Origin of the sequence: Anaeromassilibacillus sp. D41t1_190614_C2 (assembly GCF_015558525.1) — a bacterium.
GTDB lineage: Bacteria > Bacillota > Clostridia > Oscillospirales > Acutalibacteraceae > Anaeromassilibacillus > Anaeromassilibacillus stercoravium.
Genome location: NZ_JADMOD010000013.1, coordinates 69,335 through 87,412, shown reverse-complemented (window position 1 = coordinate 87,412; position 18,078 = coordinate 69,335). Strand labels below are relative to the sequence as shown.

The window sequence follows — 18,078 nt, the reverse complement described above, 5'->3', positions numbered from 1 at the left end:
GGTCCAGCCGCTCTTCTGCTGTCTCTTGTTTCTTCTAAATTTATTCAGCGCTGATGTACTTGCTGACGATCTCATCCATCTCGCCGCTGTCCTTCATCTCCTGAAGGACTTCGTTGACCAGCTTCTGCAATTCCGTGCTGCCCTTCGGCATGGCAATTGCATATTCTTCGCTCGTGAGCGCCTCATCCAGCTTCTTGATCTTATCGCTGTTCTTTTCCACCAGCTTTTCAGCCGGGAAATCGTCGATGACAACCGCGTCAATACGGCCAGCGAGCAGGTCGGAAACTGCCTCCATGCCCTTGCTGTAACGCTTCACTTCTGCCACAGAAATGTCGTTCTCTCCGTCCTCGTTGGTGCAATACTGGTCGCCCGTGGTGCCCAGCTGGACGCCGACCGTCTTACCGTTCAGATCGGTACGGGAAGTGATGTCACTGTCATTCGTCACAATGATCGCCTGGGAAGCGTCGAAATACGGATCGGAGAAATCCACGTTCTTTTTGCGGTCCTCGCTCGCAGTCATACCCGCTGCAACGATGTCCGCTTTGCCGGACTGCAACGCTGTGATCAATGTGTCAAATGCGATGTCGCTGACTTCCAGCTCTACGCCCAGCTTATCGGCAATTTTTTGGGAAATCTCAATGTCGATGCCAACGACCTCGTCGCCATCCTTGTACTCAAACGGCTCAAACTCCGCATTGGTTGCCATGTACAGCGTTCCTGCATTTTGAATGTCCTCCGGCGTCTTGACTTTGCTGCCGCAAGCAGACATCGGAACCATCATGGACACCGCCAGAAGGAATGCTAAAATCTTCTTCCCTGTTTTCATAAATCGTACCCCCAAATTCGTTACTGAAATCTTCTCTCATTCTATCGCATAAATATTCATATTTCAAGCATACTTATGCGGTCTTCGAAATTTCAGAAGATTTAATAACTTACTAGATAAAATTCGAATAATTTTGTGGAACTTGCAAGCCGCAAGACTCCAAAAGTATACAGAAATCCTCTGGAACTGGCGCGATTATGCACATTCTTTCCCCAGTCACCGGATGTTGGAAGGTTGCCTGTGCACAGTGAAGTGCCTGGCGGCCAATATATTCCCGGCTCCCGCCATACAGATCGTCCCCTGCTAAAGGGTTCCCTCTGTTGGACATATGCACGCGGATTTGATGTGTCCGACCGGTTTCCAGCCGGAAAGCCGCCAATGTATGACTCTTTGAGCAGCATAAAGCACGCCAATGCGTCACCGCGTGGATTCCGTTTTCCGAAACACAGCGCTGGATCGTATGTCCCGGCAATCGCTCAATTGGGCCGTTTTCCGTCCCGCTTCCCGTCAGGATACCTTCGCATACTGCCAAATAGACTTTTTCGATCCCATGCGCCAAGCGCGCTGCTGCATAGGTGTTCTTCGCCAAAACCAATACGCCGGTGGTATCCCGATCCAGCCGGTAGACCGGCCGGAAGGCGCAGCATGCATCTTTTTTCTGAAAATATGCGGCGGCGGCGTTCGCTAAGCTGTCCCGGTCGTGCCCAGGAGAGGGATGCACCGGCATCGCCGCTGGCTTGTCAACCGCCAAGAGATCCCGGTCCTCATAGAGTGGGGCCAAAGGAAGATCCACCGGTTCCGGACAGGCACCGTCCGCGGGAAGCGCAAGCTGTACTTGGTCGCCAGCCTGCAAAACCTTTCGTACCGTCGCATGGACGCCATTGACTGTAATTCCCAGAGGTTCCTTCTTGAGATCGGTCAAAAGCCGGGCGGATACCCCGCAAAAATGGCGCAAAAACCCTTTTAACTGTGCAGCATCGTATGCTTCCGGCACTGTGAACGTCAGTTTTCTCATGGAACCTCCCCGCGGGTAGACAAAAAGAACGGCGGCAAGCCCATCCGCACACCGCCGTTCTGTCCCACAAAACGATTTATTTTACTTCGACGGTCCAACCAAACTCGTCCTTAATTTTACCCCACTGGATTCCAGTGAGGGTATCGTACAACTTCTGGGAGAGCGGACCGATTTCCCCATTGTTGATCTCCATGATGTCGTCGCCCCACTTCAAGTGGCCAATCGGGGAGATAACTGCCGCCGTACCAGTACCGAACGCCTCTTTCAGGCGGCCTTCTGCCGCTGCATCCGCAACCTCCTGGATCGAAAGCCTCCGCTCCGAAACCTTCATCCCCCAGGACTTCAACATCTCAATGCAGGACATACGGGTAATGCCGGACAGGATCGAACCCTGCAACGCGGGTGTGACCACTTCGTCGTCAATGACAAAGAAGACATTCATAGTGCCGACTTCTTCGATGTATTTGCGCTCCACGCCGTCGAGCCACAGCACCTGGGTATAATCCTGCTTCTCCGCCTCATCCTGCGCCTTCAAGGAAGCTGCATAGTTGCCCGCCGTCTTCGTGAAGCCCATGCCGCCGCGCACCGCACGGACATAATTGGTCTCCACATAAATCTTGACCGGATCGAGCCCTTCCGGATAGTACGCGCCTACCGGGCAGCAGATGACCATGAACAACAGATGGTGCGCCGGATGTACGCCGATGTGAGGATCGACGCCAATGATAAACGGGCGAATATAGAGGGACGTCCCCTCTTCACTGGGCACCCAGTCCTTTTCTACGGAGACGAGTTTTTCAATCGCTGCCTTCGCAAGCTCCTCGTCGATCGGAGGAATGCACAGGCGGTCATTGGAAACATTCAGGCGGGCCATGTTTTTATCCGGACGGAACAGCAAAATTCTGCCATCCTGCGCGCGGTAAGCCTTCATGCCTTCAAATACGGACTGGCCGTAATGCAGGCACATGGCGGAAGGATCCATTTCAATCGGCCCATAAGGAACGATGCGGGGATCGTGCCAACCCTGCCCCTCGTCGTAGTTCATAATAAACATGTGGTCGGTGAAAATGGTTCCGAACGGAAGGGGCGCGCCCGGAGCCGGCTTTTGTTTCGGATTTTTTGTAAGTTCCACTCTGATTTCCTGCATGGTAAATGCCCTCTTTCTGATTATTCCCGTTTATTGTACCATCATTTTTCGGGGATTTCAAGCTGTTACTGTGCGAAAGGCACAGCAAATTTCTCCACAGATTTGATAAGATTTGATCTGTTTTTTAGAGGGAACTCCAAATTCTTCCCCTTGCTACAATCTTATCTATCAAATTTGCATTTCTCCATCGCTATTTTCATTTTGCACAGAAGCATCAAATATCCTGCATAAATGCTGTTCCATGGTTACGCAGCCCCTTGGGATAGCGATTCTTCAAACGGCCTCCCGAGCATTTTCCAAACCCGGTGACAATGCCGTCCACCGCCACGCCGGTATAGCCCTTATAGGAATCGGGCGCTTCCAGCTCTTCCCCGTGCAGGAATGCAGCGATCCGTGGGTCACTGTGGGATAGCTCGAGTACCACACGCAGTTCCTGGGGCTTTGCCGCCATAAACGCCGCATGTGCCGGTTCGATTCGTTTCTGAAAGGTGCCCAACAGCACGCCAGCCCGCAACACCCCGAGGCCCTTCATCTGGGGAAGGCCGTTTGGCAAAAGCAAGAGGTTGTCGCCGATCTGTTCCATTGCCCCCTTGGGCGCTTCTCGATAGATCAGCTCACAGCAGGCTCGCGCCTCCTTACTCGGCTTTTGATAGGAATAGGGCGCCGGCGCATCGCCGTTTTCGGATATCCGCTGTAACTTCGCCACAAAATGGCCCTCGCCGCCATCCAGCGGCAGGATGCGCCGTGTTTGTGGAATCGTGCCCGGCCGTCCGAAAGAGACGCCGCAATCCACCAGTGCAAAATCGCAATGTTCCTCCAAAAACGCAGAGATCACCCCTTCGTTTTCCTCAGGGGAGAATGTGCAGGTCGAATAGACCAGAATGCCACCCTCCCGCAGGGCCTGCGACGCACTCTCCAAAATCGCAAGCTGGCGCACAGCGCAAGTCTTTACATGCTCGGGACTCCATTCCTGTATCGCCCGTTCGTCGCGCCGGAACATTCCTTCACCGGAGCAGGGGGCGTCCACAAGCACTTTGTCGAAGAAACCCGCCAACGCGCCGCAAAGCACCTCCGGACGGCAGCAGGATACGACCGCATTTCGCACACCCATTCGCTCCACATTGGAGAGCAACGCATTTGCCCGGTTTCGGACGATCTCATTGCTCCAGAGCAAGCCTTCCCCCGCCAATAAAGCGGCGATCTGTGTGGACTTTCCTCCCGGTGCTGCGCAGAGGTCCAGCACCCGCTCACCGGGCTGCGGAGCCAACACAGTGACAGCCGAAGCCGCGGACGGTTCCTGCACATAAAATGCACCCGCATGGTGCAACGGCAACACGCCCAGATGCTCCGCCTCCTTTGGAACATAATAGGAAAGCGGCGAAAACGGCGCCGCTGTGACCGGAAACGGCAGGGCCGAGCGGAGAAGATCTTCCCCACATTTTTGGGGATTCAAGCGGATTCCCCGCAAGTGCGGCTTTTCATAACAGGCGAGAAAGACCTCATATTCCCTGCCTAATGTCTCTTTCATGCGGTCGCAAAATGCCTGTGGCAATGTTGTCATGTCTGTTTCTTCCCTTCTTGAACGTCTCTTTCTTTCCATCTTTTCTCGCTTTTCGTGGGCATCCGGCAATACCGCTTTCAGGATGGCAACACCACGCCATACTGCTCAAAATTTTCCCGCGCCTCTTTCAGGGTCAAACCATGGTTTTCGTCGCTGGGCTCTTCTTCCCCGGATAAGAACACATCGATTTCCCAATAACAAATCGGACAAATGTAGGAAATCATATCTTTGTGGCTGGGAATGGTTCGATCCCCGCAGCATGTACAAGGCGCACCGTTCTCCACATGCGTCCGTTCCTCTTCGTTGTCTGGCCGGTTCCCCTTCTTTTCCCATAGGGCGGAACCCTATTTTGGGCCTTTCTCAATGCCGTCACCTCCTTGCATAGTTCGCATCATTGGATTTCGCACATTTTTTGAAAGCAAAATCGCATAATTCCTCTTTCCAAAACCAATAATAAGTGCGCAAAGGGGGTGAATACACATGAACAGCAATTACAATAACAGTCAGAACAGTTCCCAGAATCGCTCTAGCCAGAACAGCTTGCAGAACAATTCCCAGAACCGTTCCAGCCAGAATGCCAAGAACAGCACGCAGAACCGCTCTAGCCAGAACAGCCAGAATTGCAAGAATGGCACCAATCAGTGCAGCGGTCAGAACAACAGCCAGAACAGCAACAACTAACGTTCCATTCTGACGATCGCCCATTTTTCACAGATGCCGCTTGCCGTGCAAGCTGCATCTGCGGGAATGGGTGCGAGAAATCCCCAGGCTATATGTAAGAACAGGCGGCTTTGTTACACGACAAGGCCGCCTGTTTTCTCATGTCCTTTTGTGAGAGGATTCTCTTTTTTTACGGCTATCTTTTAAAATTTGCCGCAGAGATTTGTCGTCCGGCTTTTCTTCCCGGAATCCTTCCCCTGTGATTTCCCCCGCCTCGCCTACGATCACAAATGCGTTTGGGTCCACCGCATGCACAATATCATTGACCTTGCACACCTCATAACGCCGCACCGCGCAAAGCAGCATTTCCCCCTCGCGCCCGCTGTAAAGGCCGCGGGATTTTAGCGCTGTAACGCCGCGATCGAGCTCGATCAAAATCCGTTGGGCAATTTCCTGGTTTTTTTCTGAAATGATAAACAGCACCTTGCCATTCCCCATATCCGTACCATAGAGGATGGTATCAATCAGCCGGGTTGAGACAAAAATGGTAATCAGCGCATATAATGCGCTTTCCATGCTCTGGAATGCAAAACCCGAAAATGTGATAATAACAAAGTCCACGCCAAGCATGAGCTTTCCCATGGAGAGGTGGCGGAAATGCCGCCCTAACAGGCGCGCCACCATGTCTGTGCCACCCGTAGTCCCACCGCGCATGAAGACCAAAGCAAGGCCTGTTCCCTCCAGCACACCGCCAAATATGGCGGCCAGCATGGGGTTTCCTTCATAGGGGGGCACTACATATCCTATCAGATCAATTGCCGCAGAGGATAACAACGTCGCCACGAAGGTTTTCGCCACCATCTTATAGCCAATTTCCGTAACCGCCCAAAGGAATATCGGGATATTGATGAGGAAAGCAGTCGTACCGATCGGCGTGTGGAACAAATAGTTCAACACGATGGACAAGCCCGTCACCCCTCCAGAGGCAATTTGGTTCGGCGCAGTAAACATTTTCACCGATACTGCATAGACCAAGCTTCCCGCTACAAAAAACAAGATATCCTTGGCAAGCGCTTTGGATCGCTCCTGTCTCCACGAAATCTTCATAGCACCCCCTCCTCTCATGTCAACGTCTCATTTTTCCATCAAATGCTGCCCATCCTCCTCATCCAACGCCTCACATGCAAGCTGAAACAGCTCGCGAAGGCGCTGTAAGTTGCCGGTCAGATAGACATAACCGAACAGCGCTTCAAAGGCCGTAGCCGCATGGTAATCCGCAACCTTGGCATTCTTCGGCACATGCCCCACATGCGCATTCCGTCCGCGGTTGTATAACGCTGCCTCTTCCTCCGTCAGCATGGGAAGAAGCTTTTTGGCCGCGGCAGCCTGGGCGCCGCAGCAGACCTGCTCCACCGAGCGCTTATGCAGCTTGTTAACCGGGCAATTGCCCTGGCAAACCAGCTTTTCCCGTACGAAAAGTTCGAACACACCGTCCCCCACAAACGCCAGCGTCAAAGGGCTAAGCTGTTTTGGGTCGCACTGGGCACCAAATAACCGTTCCAAACGTATCACTCCACAAAATCGAATTCAATTTCATAAATGCTGACGGTATCGCCCTCCTGGATACCCGCATCCCGAAGGGCGTCAATCACGCCAGTCTGGATAAGAACACGCTGGAAATATTGCAGCGATTCGTAATCGTCGAAATTGACGGAGTTGATGACCTGCAACAGCCATTCGCCCTCCACCATATAAACGTTGTCCTGTTTGGTGATCTTGACGGCATTCTTTTCAAAGTCCTCCACCGGCTTCTGCGGCAGGGGCTCCGGCTCATAGCGCTTGACCGGCGGCAGCTTACTCAGCAGCTCGGAGATACGGTTGAGAAGCGGGTCCACATCGTAGCGGATCGCCGCCATGATGGGAAAGAACTCGTATCCCTTGCCCTCCACATAATTCTTAAAGTCCTCAATTTGTTCATCCGTGGCAAGGTCGCACTTATTGCCCGCTACCAGCATGGGACGCTCTGCCAATTCCGGATTGAACTTTTTCAGTTCCGTATTGATGATCTCAAAATCCTGTTTGGGATCGCGGCCTTCGCTTCCTGCAACATCCACAATGTGGACCAAAAGACGGCAGCGGTCCACGTGACGGAGAAACTGGTGCCCCAGCCCAACCCCTTCGCCCGCGCCTTCAATCAGGCCGGGGATGTCCGCCATCACAAAGGAGCGGCCATCTTTCAGCCGCACCACGCCGAGCACCGGTGTAATGGTCGTAAAATGATAGTTGCCAATGGTCGGCTTCGCCTCGCTCACGACGGAAACCAGGGTCGATTTGCCCACATTCGGATAGCCAACCAGCCCGACGTCTGCCAAAAGCTTCAGCTCCAGGATTAGCTCAAAGCTTTCTCCCGGCGTGCCCGGTTTCGCAAAACGCGGCGTCTGACGGGTTGGCGTGGCGAAATGGATATTCCCCCAACCGCCGCGGCCGCCCTTTGCGATGACCTGCGGCTCATCGCTGGAGAGGTCCGCAAGAATGCGTCCGGTCTCGGCTTCCTTGACCAAAGTGCCCCGCGGCACGCGGACGATGAGATCCTTGCCGCTCTTGCCATTGCAGCGCGCACCGCGGCCATTTTCCCCACTCGGGGCTACATATTTGCGCTTATAGCGGAAATCCGCCAGCGTGGAGAGGTTGTCGTCCACCTGGAAGACAACATTGCCGCCCTTTCCGCCGTCGCCGCCGTCCGGCCCGCCGGAGGCCACATACTTCTCCCGATGGAATGCAACGGCTCCATCGCCGCCTTTGCCCGCTTTGACGGTGATTTTTGCATGGTCGATAAACATCTTGTATCACTTCCCTTATATTGGGCTGCCCGTTGGACAGCATAGGGCGTAGATAAATCTTTCCACGCTCCTTCTTTTTGTATACCAATCTCCCCGCAGAAACCGAAAAAATCCCTGCCGAACGGTTCCGGCAGGGATTTGTCATTCTGGTAAAATTACTGCTCCACAGCGTAAACGCTGACCTTTTTGCGGTCGCGGCCCAAACGCTCAAACTTAACGCGGCCATCCACCAATGCAAAGAGGGAATCGTCGGAACCTCTGCCCACGTTCTCGCCCGGATGAATGTGCGTGCCACGCTGCTTGACGAGGATATTGCCCGCCAACACAAACTGGCCGTCTGCGCGCTTCACACCAAGACGCTTGGACTCGGAGTCACGGCCGTTCTTGGTGGAACCCATTCCTTTTTTATGTGCGAACAGCTGAATATTTATCTTCAACATACCTTACACCTCCACATAACTTACATTGATATTTTCTGAATATTGCTCCTCAAGCCCCAACATATGAAGCTTGAAACCCGCGAACAAAACGCGGCAGTCCCTGGCTGCTTTGGCCGGGATACGCACAAGCATGTAGCCTTCTTCAGCTGCCACCTGCGCCTCCACACCGATAATCTCCGTCACCGTGTTGGCCGTCATATATGCCGCGGAGGATACCGCCGCACAGATGATGTCGTTGCCCTCTTCCCCGCTACCGGAATGACCGCTGATGCGGAACCCCACCAAGTCGCCGTCGGGCCTGGTGAAAAATTCAGCGCAGATCATTACGCATTGATGGCTTCAATCTGCACCTTGGTGTAGGGCTGTCTGTGGCCCATCTTGCGCTTTTCACCCTTCTTGGGCTTATAGGTGAAGACCGTGATCTTCTTGGACTTGCCGTTCTTCAAAACCTTACCGGATACGGACGCACCCTCCACATACGGTGCGCCGACCTTGATGTCGCCGTCGTTGTCCAGCATGATGACCTTGAAGTCAACGGTTGCGTCTGCTTCCACAGCAAGCTTCTCGACAAAAATAGTGTCGCCAGCCTGGACCTTGTACTGCTTGCCGCCTGTTTCAATCACTGCAAACATGAATTCCTGTTCCTACCTTTACTTTAGTCTCGCTACTATCGGGCGGGAAGACCCACTTATAGCCCGTAATATGCGGCTTATCCATATTAGCATATCCTGTCAAAAAAGTCAATCCTTTTCCCTGCTAACTGCGGCGGGAAGCCAAGCTTTTTGCAAAATCTGCCAAAGCCTTTCCTTCTTCCCCAAAGGGCTCCAATGCGCGCACGGCTGTATGGGTGATCTCTTTCACGCGCTGTTTTGCCGTTTCCAACCCCAAAAGGGACACATATGTCGACTTCTGGTTTTCCGCATCGCTGCCGGTCGCCTTGCCGAGCGTCGCCGCGTCGCCTTCCACATCCAGGATGTCGTCCACAATCTGGAACGCCAAACCGATGGCACGCGCGTAGTGCTCAGCAGCGTCTCTTTGACGTTCATCCGCCCCGGCGAGCGCACAGCCCACCCGCGCAGAGGCCAGAATTAAAGCGCCCGTCTTTTTTTCGTCCATCTCCTGGAGCGTTTCCAGGGAAATAGCTTTGCCCTCGGAGCGCAGATCGATCTCCTGCCCGCCGACCATCCCATGGATGCCCGCTGCGGACGCCAACTGAAATGCCGCTTCCGCCGCTCGGCCCGCCCCCACTGTCGCGAGGCTCTCCGGGGAAAGCATGGTTGCGAACGCCAGCGTCAGCAGGCCGTCCCCAGCCAGCAACGCGGTATCTTCCCCATAGGCCTTGTGATTTGAGGGTTTTCCGCGGCGTAGGTCGTCGTTGTCCATACAGGGGAGATCGTCGTGGATGAGCGAATAGGTGTGAATCATCTCCACTGCGCAGGCGAATGGCAACGCCGCCTGCACGTCCCCGCCGCACAGCCGGCAGAACTCCAAAACGAGCGTTGGCCTCACGCGCTTGCCGCCGTCCAAAAGGCTGTAGCGCATGGCCTCAATCAACCGCTCATACCGGCAGTGTTCCTTTGGGAGAAGTTCCTCCAATTTTTGCTCGATCATGGGAAGATATGTGTCAAGCTTCATGCTTGTTCCTCCTTTTCCAGTGCAGAGAGTTGGGTGATCTTTTGCTCCGCCTGTTTCAGTTTCTCATAACAGAGTGTTGCCAGGGCGGACCCCTCCTCAAACAATTTCATGGAAGAATCCAACGATTCTCCCCCCTCTTCCAGCTGTTTGACAATTTCGTCCAGCCGGGTGACCGCAGCCTCAAACGTCGTCGCCTTTTTTGCCATCTCCCGATTCCTCCTGTTCCGAAAAACGTTCTGTCCGTTCGACCAAACATGCAATCTGTCCATCCAAAAGCCGCAGGGAGAGCTTATCCCCCTTTTGCGCCTGCTCCACGCTGGAAACGACTTCGCCGCCCGCGGCGCTGGCGATTGCATAACCGCGGGAAAGCACTTGCAGCGGACTCAGCGCGTGCAGCCGACCACTGAGTGCAGCCAGCCGCGCTTCATCCTCCGTCAGCCTTCGTTTGATGCCGTCGGAAAGCCGCGTGGACAACCCATCGATGCGCATGCGCTGGACCGCCAGAAGTTCTTGTGGATTGCGCAGGACGCGACTACCCGCCAGGGAATCCACCTGCTGGCGCAGCTGTTCTACCCTTGCGCGCAGCAACGAGGCCATCCGCGCCTCCTGATTTCGGATGGTGGAAAGCCAATCCGCTTGATCCGGCACGGCCAGCTCCGCCGCGGCCGAGGGGGTTGGCGCGCGCAGGTCCGCTACGAAGTCGCAGATCGTAAAGTCCGTCTCGTGCCCCACCGCGGAGATCACCGGGATTTTGGATGCGGCCACTGCGCGCGCAAGCGCCTCCTCGTTGAAGGGCCAGAGGTCCTCCAGCGCCCCCCCGCCGCGCCCCAGGATGATGACATCCGCACAGCGGAGACGGTTCATCCGCTTTAAAGCGTCGATCAGCTGCGGCGCCGCGCCTTCCCCCTGCACCAACACAGGGCAGAATATGACCTCCGCCAACGGCCACCGCCTAGCCAAAATGGTCACAATGTCGTGCACCGCCGCGCCGGTTGGGGAGGTAATCACGCCGATGCGTGTAGGAAAGGGCGGCAACGGTTTTTTTCGGTCCGCGCGGAACAGCCCCTCGGCGCCCAGTTTTTCTTTGAGCTGTTCAAAAGCCAAATTTAAAGCGCCCACGCCATCCGGCTGTAGATCCTCAATGTAAAGCTGATACTGGCCGGTGGGCTCATATACGCCAATATGCCCGCGCGCAATCACTTTCATGCCATCCTCGGGCAAAAAACGCAAGCGCCGCGCATAGGTGGCGAACATAACCGATTTCACCACGCTCTTCTCATCCTTCAGCGAGAGATAAAAATGTCCGGACCGGTAGTGATTGGTAAAATTCGAAATCTCCCCGCTGACGAAGACGCTTGTGAGGTTTAGGTCCCCCTCCAGCAGGGATTTGATATACGTATTCAATTGTGTAACGGTCAAAAGCACCGGTTCCACCATGATCCGATTCCTCCCGGAGAAACAGAATTCCAAAGTCCGTCTAGCATGCGCCGCAGCGTTTCATCTCGGTGAGCACGGCGATGCCGGCCGCGTTGTCGCTGGAAAACGCGGGCTCCGCAAACACTGCGCCGTATTTTTCCGTAAGCGCCTCTCGAATGAGACGGTTGGACATCACGCCGCCCGCAAACAGCATCGGCAATCCGCCGTACTCTTTTTGCAACGCGGAGGCCATGCCGTCCAGCGCCGCCAGGATGGAAAGGAGGCAATAGCGCGCCACGTCCTCCTGCGGGCTGCCATGATCGAGCATTTTCCTGCATTGGTTCTCCACGCCGGAGAGGGAACAATCCGCCCCCTTCATAGACGGACGGATTTTAAACGAAGCATCCGACTGCAACGCCAATTCCTCCAGGAATTTCCCCGCGGGAAACGGCAGCCCTAGCATTCCGCCCACGCGGTCAACCGCTTGTCCCCCTTTTAAGTCGAGCGAACGTGCGACGATCTCCGCCTGGAAAAGATGCTCCCGGTCCGGCGTGACCCGCACCGCCTCGGTGGTTCCGCCGGAGACATGGAACGCCAAAAACGGCTCCTGCAAAAAGGAAAGCTTCCCCGCGGAATAGAGCGCCGCCGCAATATGCCCCGCCTGATGGGAGAACGAAAAGAAAGGCACGGAAAGCGCCGTTGCCACCGCCTTCGCCGTGCCTATTCCCACTGTGAAACAGGGCATATAAGAGTCCTCCTGGTCGCGTGGACGCGCGGACGCCCCCACCGCTTCGATTGCACCTTCGCCGCCAGCTCCGTGGAACAGCCGTTCCAGGATCTGAGGAAGTTGCTGCACGTGGTGGAAAACGGCGTCGCTCTGCCGCAGGCCAAGTTCGCCTTTCCGCACCGGCAGCAACTGCTTTTCCTGCCGGATCTTGCCGCCGGTATAGAGCGCAGCGGAGGTCGTGTAGTTGCTCGTATCGATGCCCAGAACCTTATGCATGTTTTTCACCGAATTCCTTTGCAACCGATCCAAGGACCCCGTTGACAAATGGAGCGTCCTCCGCTGTCCCATATTTCTTTGCGAGGTCGACCGCCTCGTTGATCGAAACGCTGACCGGGATCTCGTCTTCAAACAAAATCTCGTAAATCGCCAGGCGCAATAGGGACAGGGAAACCTTTGACAGGCGGTTCATCTTCCAGCCCCGGATATTCTTCTCAATCTGTGCGTCGATCTCCGCCTCATGCTGCTCCGCACCCTCGGCAAGGCGCTCTGCAAAATCGTCTACAATCATATCCTTGGACAAACCGGCCGCGTCGATGATCCGGCTGACCGACTCCCGGTTGATGGTTCTTTCAAAGGTCAGGGCAAACGCCTGCTCTCTGGCTTCGCTTCGTTTCATAAGCTTCCTCCGCGTAACTTGTCAAAATAAGAAACCCTCCACAATTGTGGAGGGTTCAAAAGGTTCGTTCGGTTTTCAAACTTCCACGCGGTTATTATACCACAGTCTGGAAGAAAAGCACAAGGGAGCCGCAGAAGAAATCCTACTGGTTCTCCACAATTTTGATCTTATCGTAGGTGACGCCCGCCTGCCCAGCCACAATGTCCTTGATGACCACCGCGTTGTTCGGGTCCGATTCCTTGACCTTCACCACCACATTGCATTCCCCGTTTTGCAGGAATACCACGCAGTCCTCAAACCCTTTGGCCTTGATGAGGTTCTCGATGTTGCTCTCCTTCAGGACATTCTGCGCCACGACCGCCGCCTGTGCAACCGCATCTTTCTTGGCTGCGTCGCTCTGTTCCGCGTCCTGTAAGACCTTTTCCAAAAGCTCTACCGCCTCATCCCGCGCCTTTTGACGGCTCAAGCGCGCCTGTGTGAAATAATCGTTTGCATCCGCGCCCTGTCCCGCCTCGGAGGAAACCGGTGCGTTGGACGACTCTGCCGGCGCCGAGGAGGACGGCACGGAGGCATTGACCAGTTGTGCTTCTCCGAGTTCCTTCTGCGAGGTGACCGTATTCGTTGCAAGCAGTTGATTATCCCCTGAGAATTGCCAATTCAAATAGACGGCTGCCCCCAGCGCGACGACCAAGGCCGCAAGAACAAGCTGACGTTTTCCAATACCCATACGTATGTACTCCTCCTGTTGTTAATTTTCGCCCTGTATTGCAACGCCGGGCACAGCAGTGATCCGGCCGGGCCTACCCTGTATCCGCGGCTTTGACCACGCAGACCCGGACCGATGTGATATCCAGCGCCGTGGTCACGGCATCGATCACGCGCTGTTGCACCACCGGATCGTCCCCGCCGTCGCACACCACTACCACCCCCTTGACAACCGGCTGCACCTCGGTCACGGCCAGCGCCCGCTGGGAGCCATCGGCGTCTTTCACCAGGATGTAGTTGGTTTCTGTGCTGTTGTTGGAGCCGCGATCCTCAGTGGTCTGGGTGCTGCGTTTTTCCTCCTGTGCATACACCTGTTCCGCGCTGCGTTCCACCGTCACCATCACCTTGGCGTTGCCCGCCCCTTGAATGTTGGTGACCAATTCGGCAAGGCTCTGCTCCAGCTCCTGCGTATACGCCTGCGCGGACTGCGCCGCCGGTTGAGAGGACGCCTCCTGCGTCTCCTCCTTTCCCGGGCTGAACAGCCCGGACAGAAAGATCAGCGCAATGCCCGCCACCCCTGCGATCACAACCCATTTGCGGCAGGTTTCGTTCTCCGCAAACTTTTCAAACCAACTCTTTTCTTCACGATCCTTCGTCGCCATGCGCCGTTACCTCCACTTCCAGCCCAAGCGTCTCCCGCAGATGCGCTTGCGCTCGGGCGCAGTCCCCGCCGTATTCTTCGGCCAGCGTGACCTCCACCCTGTTAATACCTATGCTGTTGTCCGCGTTTGTATCCATCCACACCACAACTTTTTCACTTTTTATGTCCATTCTGCTCAGCTCTGCCGCAACGAGGTTCTCAATACTGGCACGCGCCGCGGTCTCCATCTGGTTTTCCACTGTGCTTTGCAATTGGGTATTCTCCTGTACTTGCCCTTCGATGGGGAAAGTCCAGGCGATCTGCATCCCCAGGTTTTTCAAGGGCATGGCCAGCGCGCAAAGGACAAACGCCCCGAGCACAAGCTTTACCATCCGTTCCATTGCGCCGCTCGGCGCCAATCCCTGTAACAGGGCGGCCGCTAAAGCCGCCAGGCAGATGGCCGCGCTCCATTCGCGGACCGCCCCCATCATCCTCCCCCCTTTCCCATCAGCAGTACAATCGCTGTAGAAACCGTCAGGATGGTCATACAGCACAGCACAATCGCCAAAATCAACTCGACCGCTTTGGCAACCGCCCGCAACAGCGAGGTGATCTCCTTAAGCTCAAAGACATCCCCCGCCCCTGCACAGACGTTGAGCGTCACCATCCAAAGCAGGCATTGCAGGATGACGGGCAAAAAGATCAGTGCGCCCGCCAGAAGGCCAAAGGCTCCCACGCCGGATTTCAGCAGCTTTACACAGCCGGTCACCGTTTGTAAAGCGTCTCCCAAAGCGCTCCCCACCACGGGTACAAAACTGCTGACCACAAATTTGGCAGCCTTTGCCGTCGTCTCATCCATGGAGGACGCCACGATGCTATGTACCGTCAGCAGGCCGGCGAAAACCGTCATGCAAAAGCCGAGTACCCATTTGACCACCTTGTGAAACGCGTTGCAGATGCCGCTCAGGTTTACCCCTGGGGAAATAGCGGACACAATGGAGAGGGCCAGAAAAATGTTGAGGCAGGGGACCAAAATGCTGGCAGAAAGGATAGAAATGACATTCCCGACCGCCATCATCAGTAAATTGTACGACCCGGCGGAGACGGGCTGCCCTGCGGCCAGCATGATGCCGGCGAGGACCGGCACACAGGCCAGAAGAAAGCCCGCTGCGGCCTGCACCACTTGTGCCGCATGCTCAATGCACGCCACCACCGGCCCCACCACCGTGGTGCACACGCAGAGCGCGCCAACCATGCCGATCACTCCGCCGAGCTGTTTTTCCCCCAGGGACAGTTTCATCCCATTGCATAGAGCGCAAAGCAACATAACGGCAATGACCGAGGCTGCCGCTTGCAGCGGCCCTTGGGCGTTTTCCTGCGCCATGCCGCCGATTTCCGAAAAGAGAGCCTCCGGCGTGATCGAAGTCAACGCCTGCCAATCCGTCCCGTCAATTCCGAGTTCCTCAAGCGTATGTTGCGTCTCCTGCGGAAGCTGCTCCGGCAAGTCGGCCGCACCGCTCTCTTCCAATTGTTCCGTATAGTAGTCCTCCGTCGATTCCGCCCACGCAATGGGCGCAAACAACACCGTTAGGACGAGCGCCAACGCCAGGCAAACCATCCGTTTCAATCGACATCCATCCTTTTTCTATCCGCCGATCAGCCCAAGGGCCGTCTGCGCAATATCCTCAAACAGCGGCAGGGAGAGCACAAGAATGGAGATCTTCCCTGCAAGCTCCACCTTGGACGCCAGGGCGCTCTCCCCGGCGTCCCGGCAGGAATCGGCCGCAAACTGCGCCAAGAAACAGATGCCCAGCGTCTTAAACAGAATCAATCCATACTCCTGTGTGAGCCCCACCCCCGAAAGAAGGGTCGTGATCTCCCGAACCGCCGGAGAGATATTCCGCAGGATCTCCACCAGGATCACCACCCCGGCGATGATGCTGATGATGACCGCATATTCCTGGTTATACCGCTTGAGTGTCACCGCGAAGATTGCTGCAATCAGCGCCGTGCCCACAATGCCGATGATGTTCATCCCCGCACCTCCCCACTGGGGCAGATCCATTGCACCGTCACAGCCCGAAAATGGATTTGATGGACTGGAACAGCACGTCGATCTGCTGGATAATCATCATCAGTACGACAATCAACCCGGCCAGCGTCGTCATCATGGCCTGTTCCTCCCTTCCGGAGCGAACCAAAAGCTGGTTGAGCACGGCGACGATGATGCCAATCGCGGCAATTCGAAAGATCAGATCCACATCCATTTTCTTTTCCTCCCCATCGCCCTGGTTCGAACCAGGGCTGTGTTTGATATTCCGCCGTTCAGCATAGGAATAAAGCGACGGCAATGCCTGAAAACGATCCCAGCATCAGGTAGAGCTTTCCTTTGCGTGCCTTTTCCTGCCGCGCACGCTCCAACCGGTCTTGGAACAGCTCCGCGTACAGGCGGCAATGAGAAAGCTGCCCTTCCACGTCGCTGGCCCCAAAGCCGCTCCCAAAGTCGCGCAACAAGGTCTGGTCCTCCTCGGTCAGGCCCGTCCCCTTCGCCCCTGTGCGCACCCCCTCTTCCCAGGCGGTGTGGAAATCCTCTCCCGCTCTGCAATAGGCCAAACACTGCTGCAAACAGGCAAGACTACTCCCGTGCCTCTGGAGAATCTCCACAACGGACGCCGCTGAATAGCGGATCTCCGTCTGCGCCGCGTTCAGGAAACGCAGCATCTCCTCAAGCTGTGCAACCCTCTGCGAGAGCCTATGCGACTGTACATATCCCGCTATGGTCCCGGCCGCGATCAGCAACAGAATTCCCAGAACCTTGAGCAAGCAACTCACCTGCCTTGTATACCTCCGCCACACGGCCGGGTTCCCGGCTTCCTTCCAGGAGCACCACATAGCCAAACGCCCCGGTATGAAGGAGGCTGACCGCCTGCTGCCGGCGCAGAAGTTCCCGCACATTTCCCGCATGGACGCTTGAAATCATGCCGACGCCCGCATTCAGGCCCTGGGCGGCGGCTTCCACATCGGCCAGACCTCCCAGCTCGTCACAGATGATAAACTCCGGGGAAAGTGACCGGATGGCTTGAAGAATCCCTTCCCCCTTTGGATAACCGTCCAGTACATCACAGCAAGGCCCCAAATCGTTTTGCGGCACCCCGCGATACGTCCCCGCCAGTTCCCCGCGTTCATCCACCACCGCCACCTTTCGCACATCTCCGCACAGGCCGGAGGACAGCTGCCTGGCCATGTCGCGCAGAATGGTTGTTTTTCCGCTGGCAGGCGCCCCGGCAATCAGCACCCCTTCCCGCAGATTCTTCCCCACCGCTTGCAGCACGGCGCTGGCGCATCCATACACCTGGCGCGCAATGCGGATATTGATGGAGCTGATGTCCCGCAGGCTGCCGATGCTTCCGTTGGAGATCACCGCCGTCCCGCAAAGGCCCACGCGATGCCCGCCGCTGAGGGTGATAAAGCCGTTCTTGATCTCATTTTGGTGGCTGTATACCGAATAGCTACAGATTCCCCGGAAGGTCTCATCGATGTCCTCGCGGGTTGCCCGCATCCCGTCCGGCTCTGGCCGGCAGGAAGGCCGTCCGTTCCGATTCAAAAAATATACGCCGCCCGTACAACAGATGGAGACCGGCTGGTTGACCCGGAAGCGGATCTCCTGCGCCTGCTCCTTCATGTCGGTCGGCAGCAGGAACAGATAGTTCCGCAGACGGTCGCAGACCGCACGCGCCGCCGAATCGAATCTGCTTTCATAGTTGTTTTCCATCTCTTGTCCTCCTTTCCA

25 protein-coding genes are annotated in these 18,078 nt (G+C 55.9%); 1 reads left to right on the top strand and 24 read right to left on the bottom strand.

Going from position 1 to position 18,078, the window contains the following annotated elements; translation table 11 throughout:
* Positions 1-40: 40 nt before the first annotated feature.
* From I2G69_RS10830 to I2G69_RS10810, 5 genes are all read right to left on the bottom strand, one after another.
* Entirely contained in the window at positions 41-826 is a 786-nt protein-coding gene (locus tag I2G69_RS10830; RefSeq protein WP_191362858.1) for a basic amino acid ABC transporter substrate-binding protein, read from the bottom strand.
* 112 nt (positions 827-938) lie between these two features.
* The gene (locus tag I2G69_RS10825; RefSeq protein ID WP_191441366.1) at positions 939-1,841 is read right to left on the bottom strand and encodes an RluA family pseudouridine synthase; all 903 of its coding nucleotides are present in this window, start codon (positions 1,839-1,841) and stop codon (positions 939-941) included.
* A 76-nt stretch (positions 1,842-1,917) separates the two neighbouring features.
* Entirely contained in the window at positions 1,918-2,988 is a 1,071-nt protein-coding gene (locus I2G69_RS10820; protein WP_087231814.1) for a branched-chain amino acid aminotransferase, read from the bottom strand.
* A gap of 214 nt (positions 2,989-3,202) precedes the next feature.
* Positions 3,203-4,549, bottom strand: a complete 1,347-nt coding sequence (locus I2G69_RS10815; RefSeq protein WP_195560767.1) for an RsmF rRNA methyltransferase first C-terminal domain-containing protein — start codon at positions 4,547-4,549, stop codon at positions 3,203-3,205.
* Positions 4,550-4,626: 77 nt separating this feature from the next.
* The gene (locus I2G69_RS10810) at positions 4,627-4,833 is read right to left on the bottom strand and encodes a CPCC family cysteine-rich protein (RefSeq protein WP_195560766.1); all 207 of its coding nucleotides are present in this window, start codon (positions 4,831-4,833) and stop codon (positions 4,627-4,629) included.
* 196 nt (positions 4,834-5,029) lie between these two features.
* Here I2G69_RS10810 and I2G69_RS10805 point away from each other — a divergent pair, with 196 nt between their 5' ends.
* Positions 5,030-5,230: a hypothetical protein gene (locus I2G69_RS10805; RefSeq protein WP_087231805.1), complete on the top strand. Its 201-nt coding sequence runs from the start codon at positions 5,030-5,032 to the stop codon at positions 5,228-5,230.
* 138 nt (positions 5,231-5,368) lie between these two features.
* On the opposite strand, the gene I2G69_RS10800 is transcribed toward I2G69_RS10805, so the two are convergent.
* The 19 genes from I2G69_RS10800 to I2G69_RS14090 all read right to left on the bottom strand — a co-directional run bounded on the left by I2G69_RS10800 (position 5,369) and on the right by I2G69_RS14090 (position 18,060).
* Positions 5,369-6,316 carry a YitT family protein gene (locus tag I2G69_RS10800; protein ID WP_195560765.1) on the bottom strand — a complete coding sequence of 316 codons (948 nt, stop codon included), beginning with the start codon at positions 6,314-6,316 and terminating at the stop codon, positions 5,369-5,371.
* A 27-nt stretch (positions 6,317-6,343) separates the two neighbouring features.
* Positions 6,344-6,772, bottom strand: coding sequence for a Mini-ribonuclease 3 (locus I2G69_RS10795; protein WP_195560764.1), 429 nt, complete (start codon positions 6,770-6,772; stop codon positions 6,344-6,346).
* Positions 6,773-6,777: 5 nt separating this feature from the next.
* Positions 6,778-8,049: a GTPase ObgE gene (obgE, locus tag I2G69_RS10790; protein ID WP_195451316.1), complete on the bottom strand. Its 1,272-nt coding sequence runs from the start codon at positions 8,047-8,049 to the stop codon at positions 6,778-6,780.
* Between the two features lie 155 nt (positions 8,050-8,204).
* Positions 8,205-8,489: a 50S ribosomal protein L27 gene (rpmA, locus tag I2G69_RS10785; protein ID WP_050698087.1), complete on the bottom strand. Its 285-nt coding sequence runs from the start codon at positions 8,487-8,489 to the stop codon at positions 8,205-8,207.
* 3 nt (positions 8,490-8,492) lie between these two features.
* Complete coding sequence (locus tag I2G69_RS10780) at positions 8,493-8,813, bottom strand: ribosomal-processing cysteine protease Prp (protein WP_087231795.1); 321 nt, start codon at positions 8,811-8,813, stop codon at positions 8,493-8,495.
* On the bottom strand, positions 8,813-9,121 hold the full coding sequence (gene rplU / locus I2G69_RS10775; protein ID WP_191362864.1) for a 50S ribosomal protein L21: 309 nt from the start codon (positions 9,119-9,121) through the stop codon (positions 8,813-8,815). Before rplU ends, I2G69_RS10780 begins: the two co-directional genes overlap by 1 nt.
* Positions 9,122-9,245: 124 nt before the next feature.
* Positions 9,246-10,124, bottom strand: a complete 879-nt coding sequence (locus I2G69_RS10770; RefSeq protein ID WP_195560763.1) for a polyprenyl synthetase family protein — start codon at positions 10,122-10,124, stop codon at positions 9,246-9,248.
* Positions 10,121-10,330, bottom strand: coding sequence for an exodeoxyribonuclease VII small subunit (locus tag I2G69_RS10765; RefSeq protein ID WP_087231786.1), 210 nt, complete (start codon positions 10,328-10,330; stop codon positions 10,121-10,123). Before I2G69_RS10765 ends, I2G69_RS10770 begins: the two co-directional genes overlap by 4 nt.
* Positions 10,305-11,561, bottom strand: coding sequence for an exodeoxyribonuclease VII large subunit (gene xseA / locus I2G69_RS10760; protein ID WP_195560762.1), 1,257 nt, complete (start codon positions 11,559-11,561; stop codon positions 10,305-10,307). Before xseA ends, I2G69_RS10765 begins: the two co-directional genes overlap by 26 nt.
* Before the next feature lie 40 nt (positions 11,562-11,601).
* Complete coding sequence (locus I2G69_RS10755; RefSeq protein ID WP_195560761.1) at positions 11,602-12,543, bottom strand: peptidase M22; 942 nt, start codon at positions 12,541-12,543, stop codon at positions 11,602-11,604.
* Positions 12,536-12,943 (bottom strand): transcription antitermination factor NusB, encoded by a 408-nt coding sequence (nusB, locus tag I2G69_RS10750; RefSeq protein WP_087231777.1) that lies wholly within the window; start codon positions 12,941-12,943, stop codon positions 12,536-12,538. The genes I2G69_RS10755 and nusB overlap by 8 nt, the downstream gene beginning before the upstream one ends.
* 142 nt (positions 12,944-13,085) lie before the next feature.
* Complete coding sequence (locus I2G69_RS10745) at positions 13,086-13,670, bottom strand: SpoIIIAH-like family protein (RefSeq protein ID WP_195560760.1); 585 nt, start codon at positions 13,668-13,670, stop codon at positions 13,086-13,088.
* 73 nt (positions 13,671-13,743) lie between these two features.
* Positions 13,744-14,310, bottom strand: a complete 567-nt coding sequence (locus tag I2G69_RS10740; protein ID WP_087231771.1) for a stage III sporulation protein AG — start codon at positions 14,308-14,310, stop codon at positions 13,744-13,746.
* A complete protein-coding gene (locus tag I2G69_RS10735) occupies positions 14,291-14,779 on the bottom strand; it encodes a stage III sporulation protein AF (RefSeq protein ID WP_087231768.1) in 489 nt (162 codons plus the stop codon). Before I2G69_RS10735 ends, I2G69_RS10740 begins: the two co-directional genes overlap by 20 nt.
* Positions 14,776-15,906, bottom strand: a complete 1,131-nt coding sequence (locus tag I2G69_RS10730; protein ID WP_243254948.1) for a stage III sporulation protein AE — start codon at positions 15,904-15,906, stop codon at positions 14,776-14,778. The genes I2G69_RS10735 and I2G69_RS10730 overlap by 4 nt, the downstream gene beginning before the upstream one ends.
* Positions 15,907-15,933: 27 nt before the next feature.
* The gene (locus I2G69_RS10725; protein WP_087231762.1) at positions 15,934-16,323 is read right to left on the bottom strand and encodes a SpoIIIAC/SpoIIIAD family protein; all 390 of its coding nucleotides are present in this window, start codon (positions 16,321-16,323) and stop codon (positions 15,934-15,936) included.
* 37 nt (positions 16,324-16,360) lie between these two features.
* The gene (gene spoIIIAC, locus I2G69_RS10720; RefSeq protein WP_087231759.1) at positions 16,361-16,555 is read right to left on the bottom strand and encodes a stage III sporulation protein AC; all 195 of its coding nucleotides are present in this window, start codon (positions 16,553-16,555) and stop codon (positions 16,361-16,363) included.
* Between the two features lie 58 nt (positions 16,556-16,613).
* Positions 16,614-17,111: a stage III sporulation protein AB gene (locus tag I2G69_RS10715; RefSeq protein WP_207740583.1), complete on the bottom strand. Its 498-nt coding sequence runs from the start codon at positions 17,109-17,111 to the stop codon at positions 16,614-16,616.
* Positions 17,041-18,060, bottom strand: coding sequence for a stage III sporulation protein AA (locus I2G69_RS14090; RefSeq protein WP_191405716.1), 1,020 nt, complete (start codon positions 18,058-18,060; stop codon positions 17,041-17,043). Before I2G69_RS14090 ends, I2G69_RS10715 begins: the two co-directional genes overlap by 71 nt.
* Positions 18,061-18,078 lie beyond the last annotated feature (18 nt).

Bases quoted from the DNA above. Each gene is read 5' to 3' on its own strand.
- I2G69_RS10830 (WP_191362858.1), bottom strand. From the start codon at position 826: ATGAAAACAGGGAAGAAGATTTTAGCATTCCTTCTGGCGGTGTCCATG.
- I2G69_RS10825 (WP_191441366.1), bottom strand. From the start codon at position 1,841: ATGAGAAAACTGACGTTCACAGTGCCGGAAGCATACGATGCTGCACAG.
- I2G69_RS10820 (WP_087231814.1), bottom strand. From the start codon at position 2,988: ATGCAGGAAATCAGAGTGGAACTTACAAAAAATCCGAAACAAAAGCCG.
- I2G69_RS10815 (WP_195560767.1), bottom strand. From the start codon at position 4,549: ATGACAACATTGCCACAGGCATTTTGCGACCGCATGAAAGAGACATTA.
- I2G69_RS10805 (WP_087231805.1), top strand. From the start codon at position 5,030: ATGAACAGCAATTACAATAACAGTCAGAACAGTTCCCAGAATCGCTCT.
- I2G69_RS10800 (WP_195560765.1), bottom strand. From the start codon at position 6,316: ATGAAGATTTCGTGGAGACAGGAGCGATCCAAAGCGCTTGCCAAGGAT.
- obgE (WP_195451316.1), bottom strand. From the start codon at position 8,049: ATGTTTATCGACCATGCAAAAATCACCGTCAAAGCGGGCAAAGGCGGC.
- rpmA (WP_050698087.1), bottom strand. From the start codon at position 8,489: ATGTTGAAGATAAATATTCAGCTGTTCGCACATAAAAAAGGAATGGGT.
- I2G69_RS10780 (WP_087231795.1), bottom strand. From the start codon at position 8,813: ATGATCTGCGCTGAATTTTTCACCAGGCCCGACGGCGACTTGGTGGGG.
- rplU (WP_191362864.1), bottom strand. From the start codon at position 9,121: ATGTTTGCAGTGATTGAAACAGGCGGCAAGCAGTACAAGGTCCAGGCT.
- I2G69_RS10770 (WP_195560763.1), bottom strand. From the start codon at position 10,124: ATGAAGCTTGACACATATCTTCCCATGATCGAGCAAAAATTGGAGGAA.
- I2G69_RS10765 (WP_087231786.1), bottom strand. From the start codon at position 10,330: ATGGCAAAAAAGGCGACGACGTTTGAGGCTGCGGTCACCCGGCTGGAC.
- xseA (WP_195560762.1), bottom strand. From the start codon at position 11,561: ATGGTGGAACCGGTGCTTTTGACCGTTACACAATTGAATACGTATATC.
- I2G69_RS10755 (WP_195560761.1), bottom strand. From the start codon at position 12,543: ATGCATAAGGTTCTGGGCATCGATACGAGCAACTACACGACCTCCGCT.
- nusB (WP_087231777.1), bottom strand. From the start codon at position 12,943: ATGAAACGAAGCGAAGCCAGAGAGCAGGCGTTTGCCCTGACCTTTGAA.
- I2G69_RS10745 (WP_195560760.1), bottom strand. From the start codon at position 13,670: ATGGGTATTGGAAAACGTCAGCTTGTTCTTGCGGCCTTGGTCGTCGCG.
- I2G69_RS10740 (WP_087231771.1), bottom strand. From the start codon at position 14,310: ATGGCGACGAAGGATCGTGAAGAAAAGAGTTGGTTTGAAAAGTTTGCG.
- I2G69_RS10735 (WP_087231768.1), bottom strand. From the start codon at position 14,779: ATGATGGGGGCGGTCCGCGAATGGAGCGCGGCCATCTGCCTGGCGGCT.
- I2G69_RS10730 (WP_243254948.1), bottom strand. From the start codon at position 15,906: ATGGTTTGCCTGGCGTTGGCGCTCGTCCTAACGGTGTTGTTTGCGCCC.
- I2G69_RS10725 (WP_087231762.1), bottom strand. From the start codon at position 16,323: ATGAACATCATCGGCATTGTGGGCACGGCGCTGATTGCAGCAATCTTC.
- spoIIIAC (WP_087231759.1), bottom strand. From the start codon at position 16,555: ATGGATGTGGATCTGATCTTTCGAATTGCCGCGATTGGCATCATCGTC.
- I2G69_RS14090 (WP_191405716.1), bottom strand. From the start codon at position 18,060: ATGGAAAACAACTATGAAAGCAGATTCGATTCGGCGGCGCGTGCGGTC.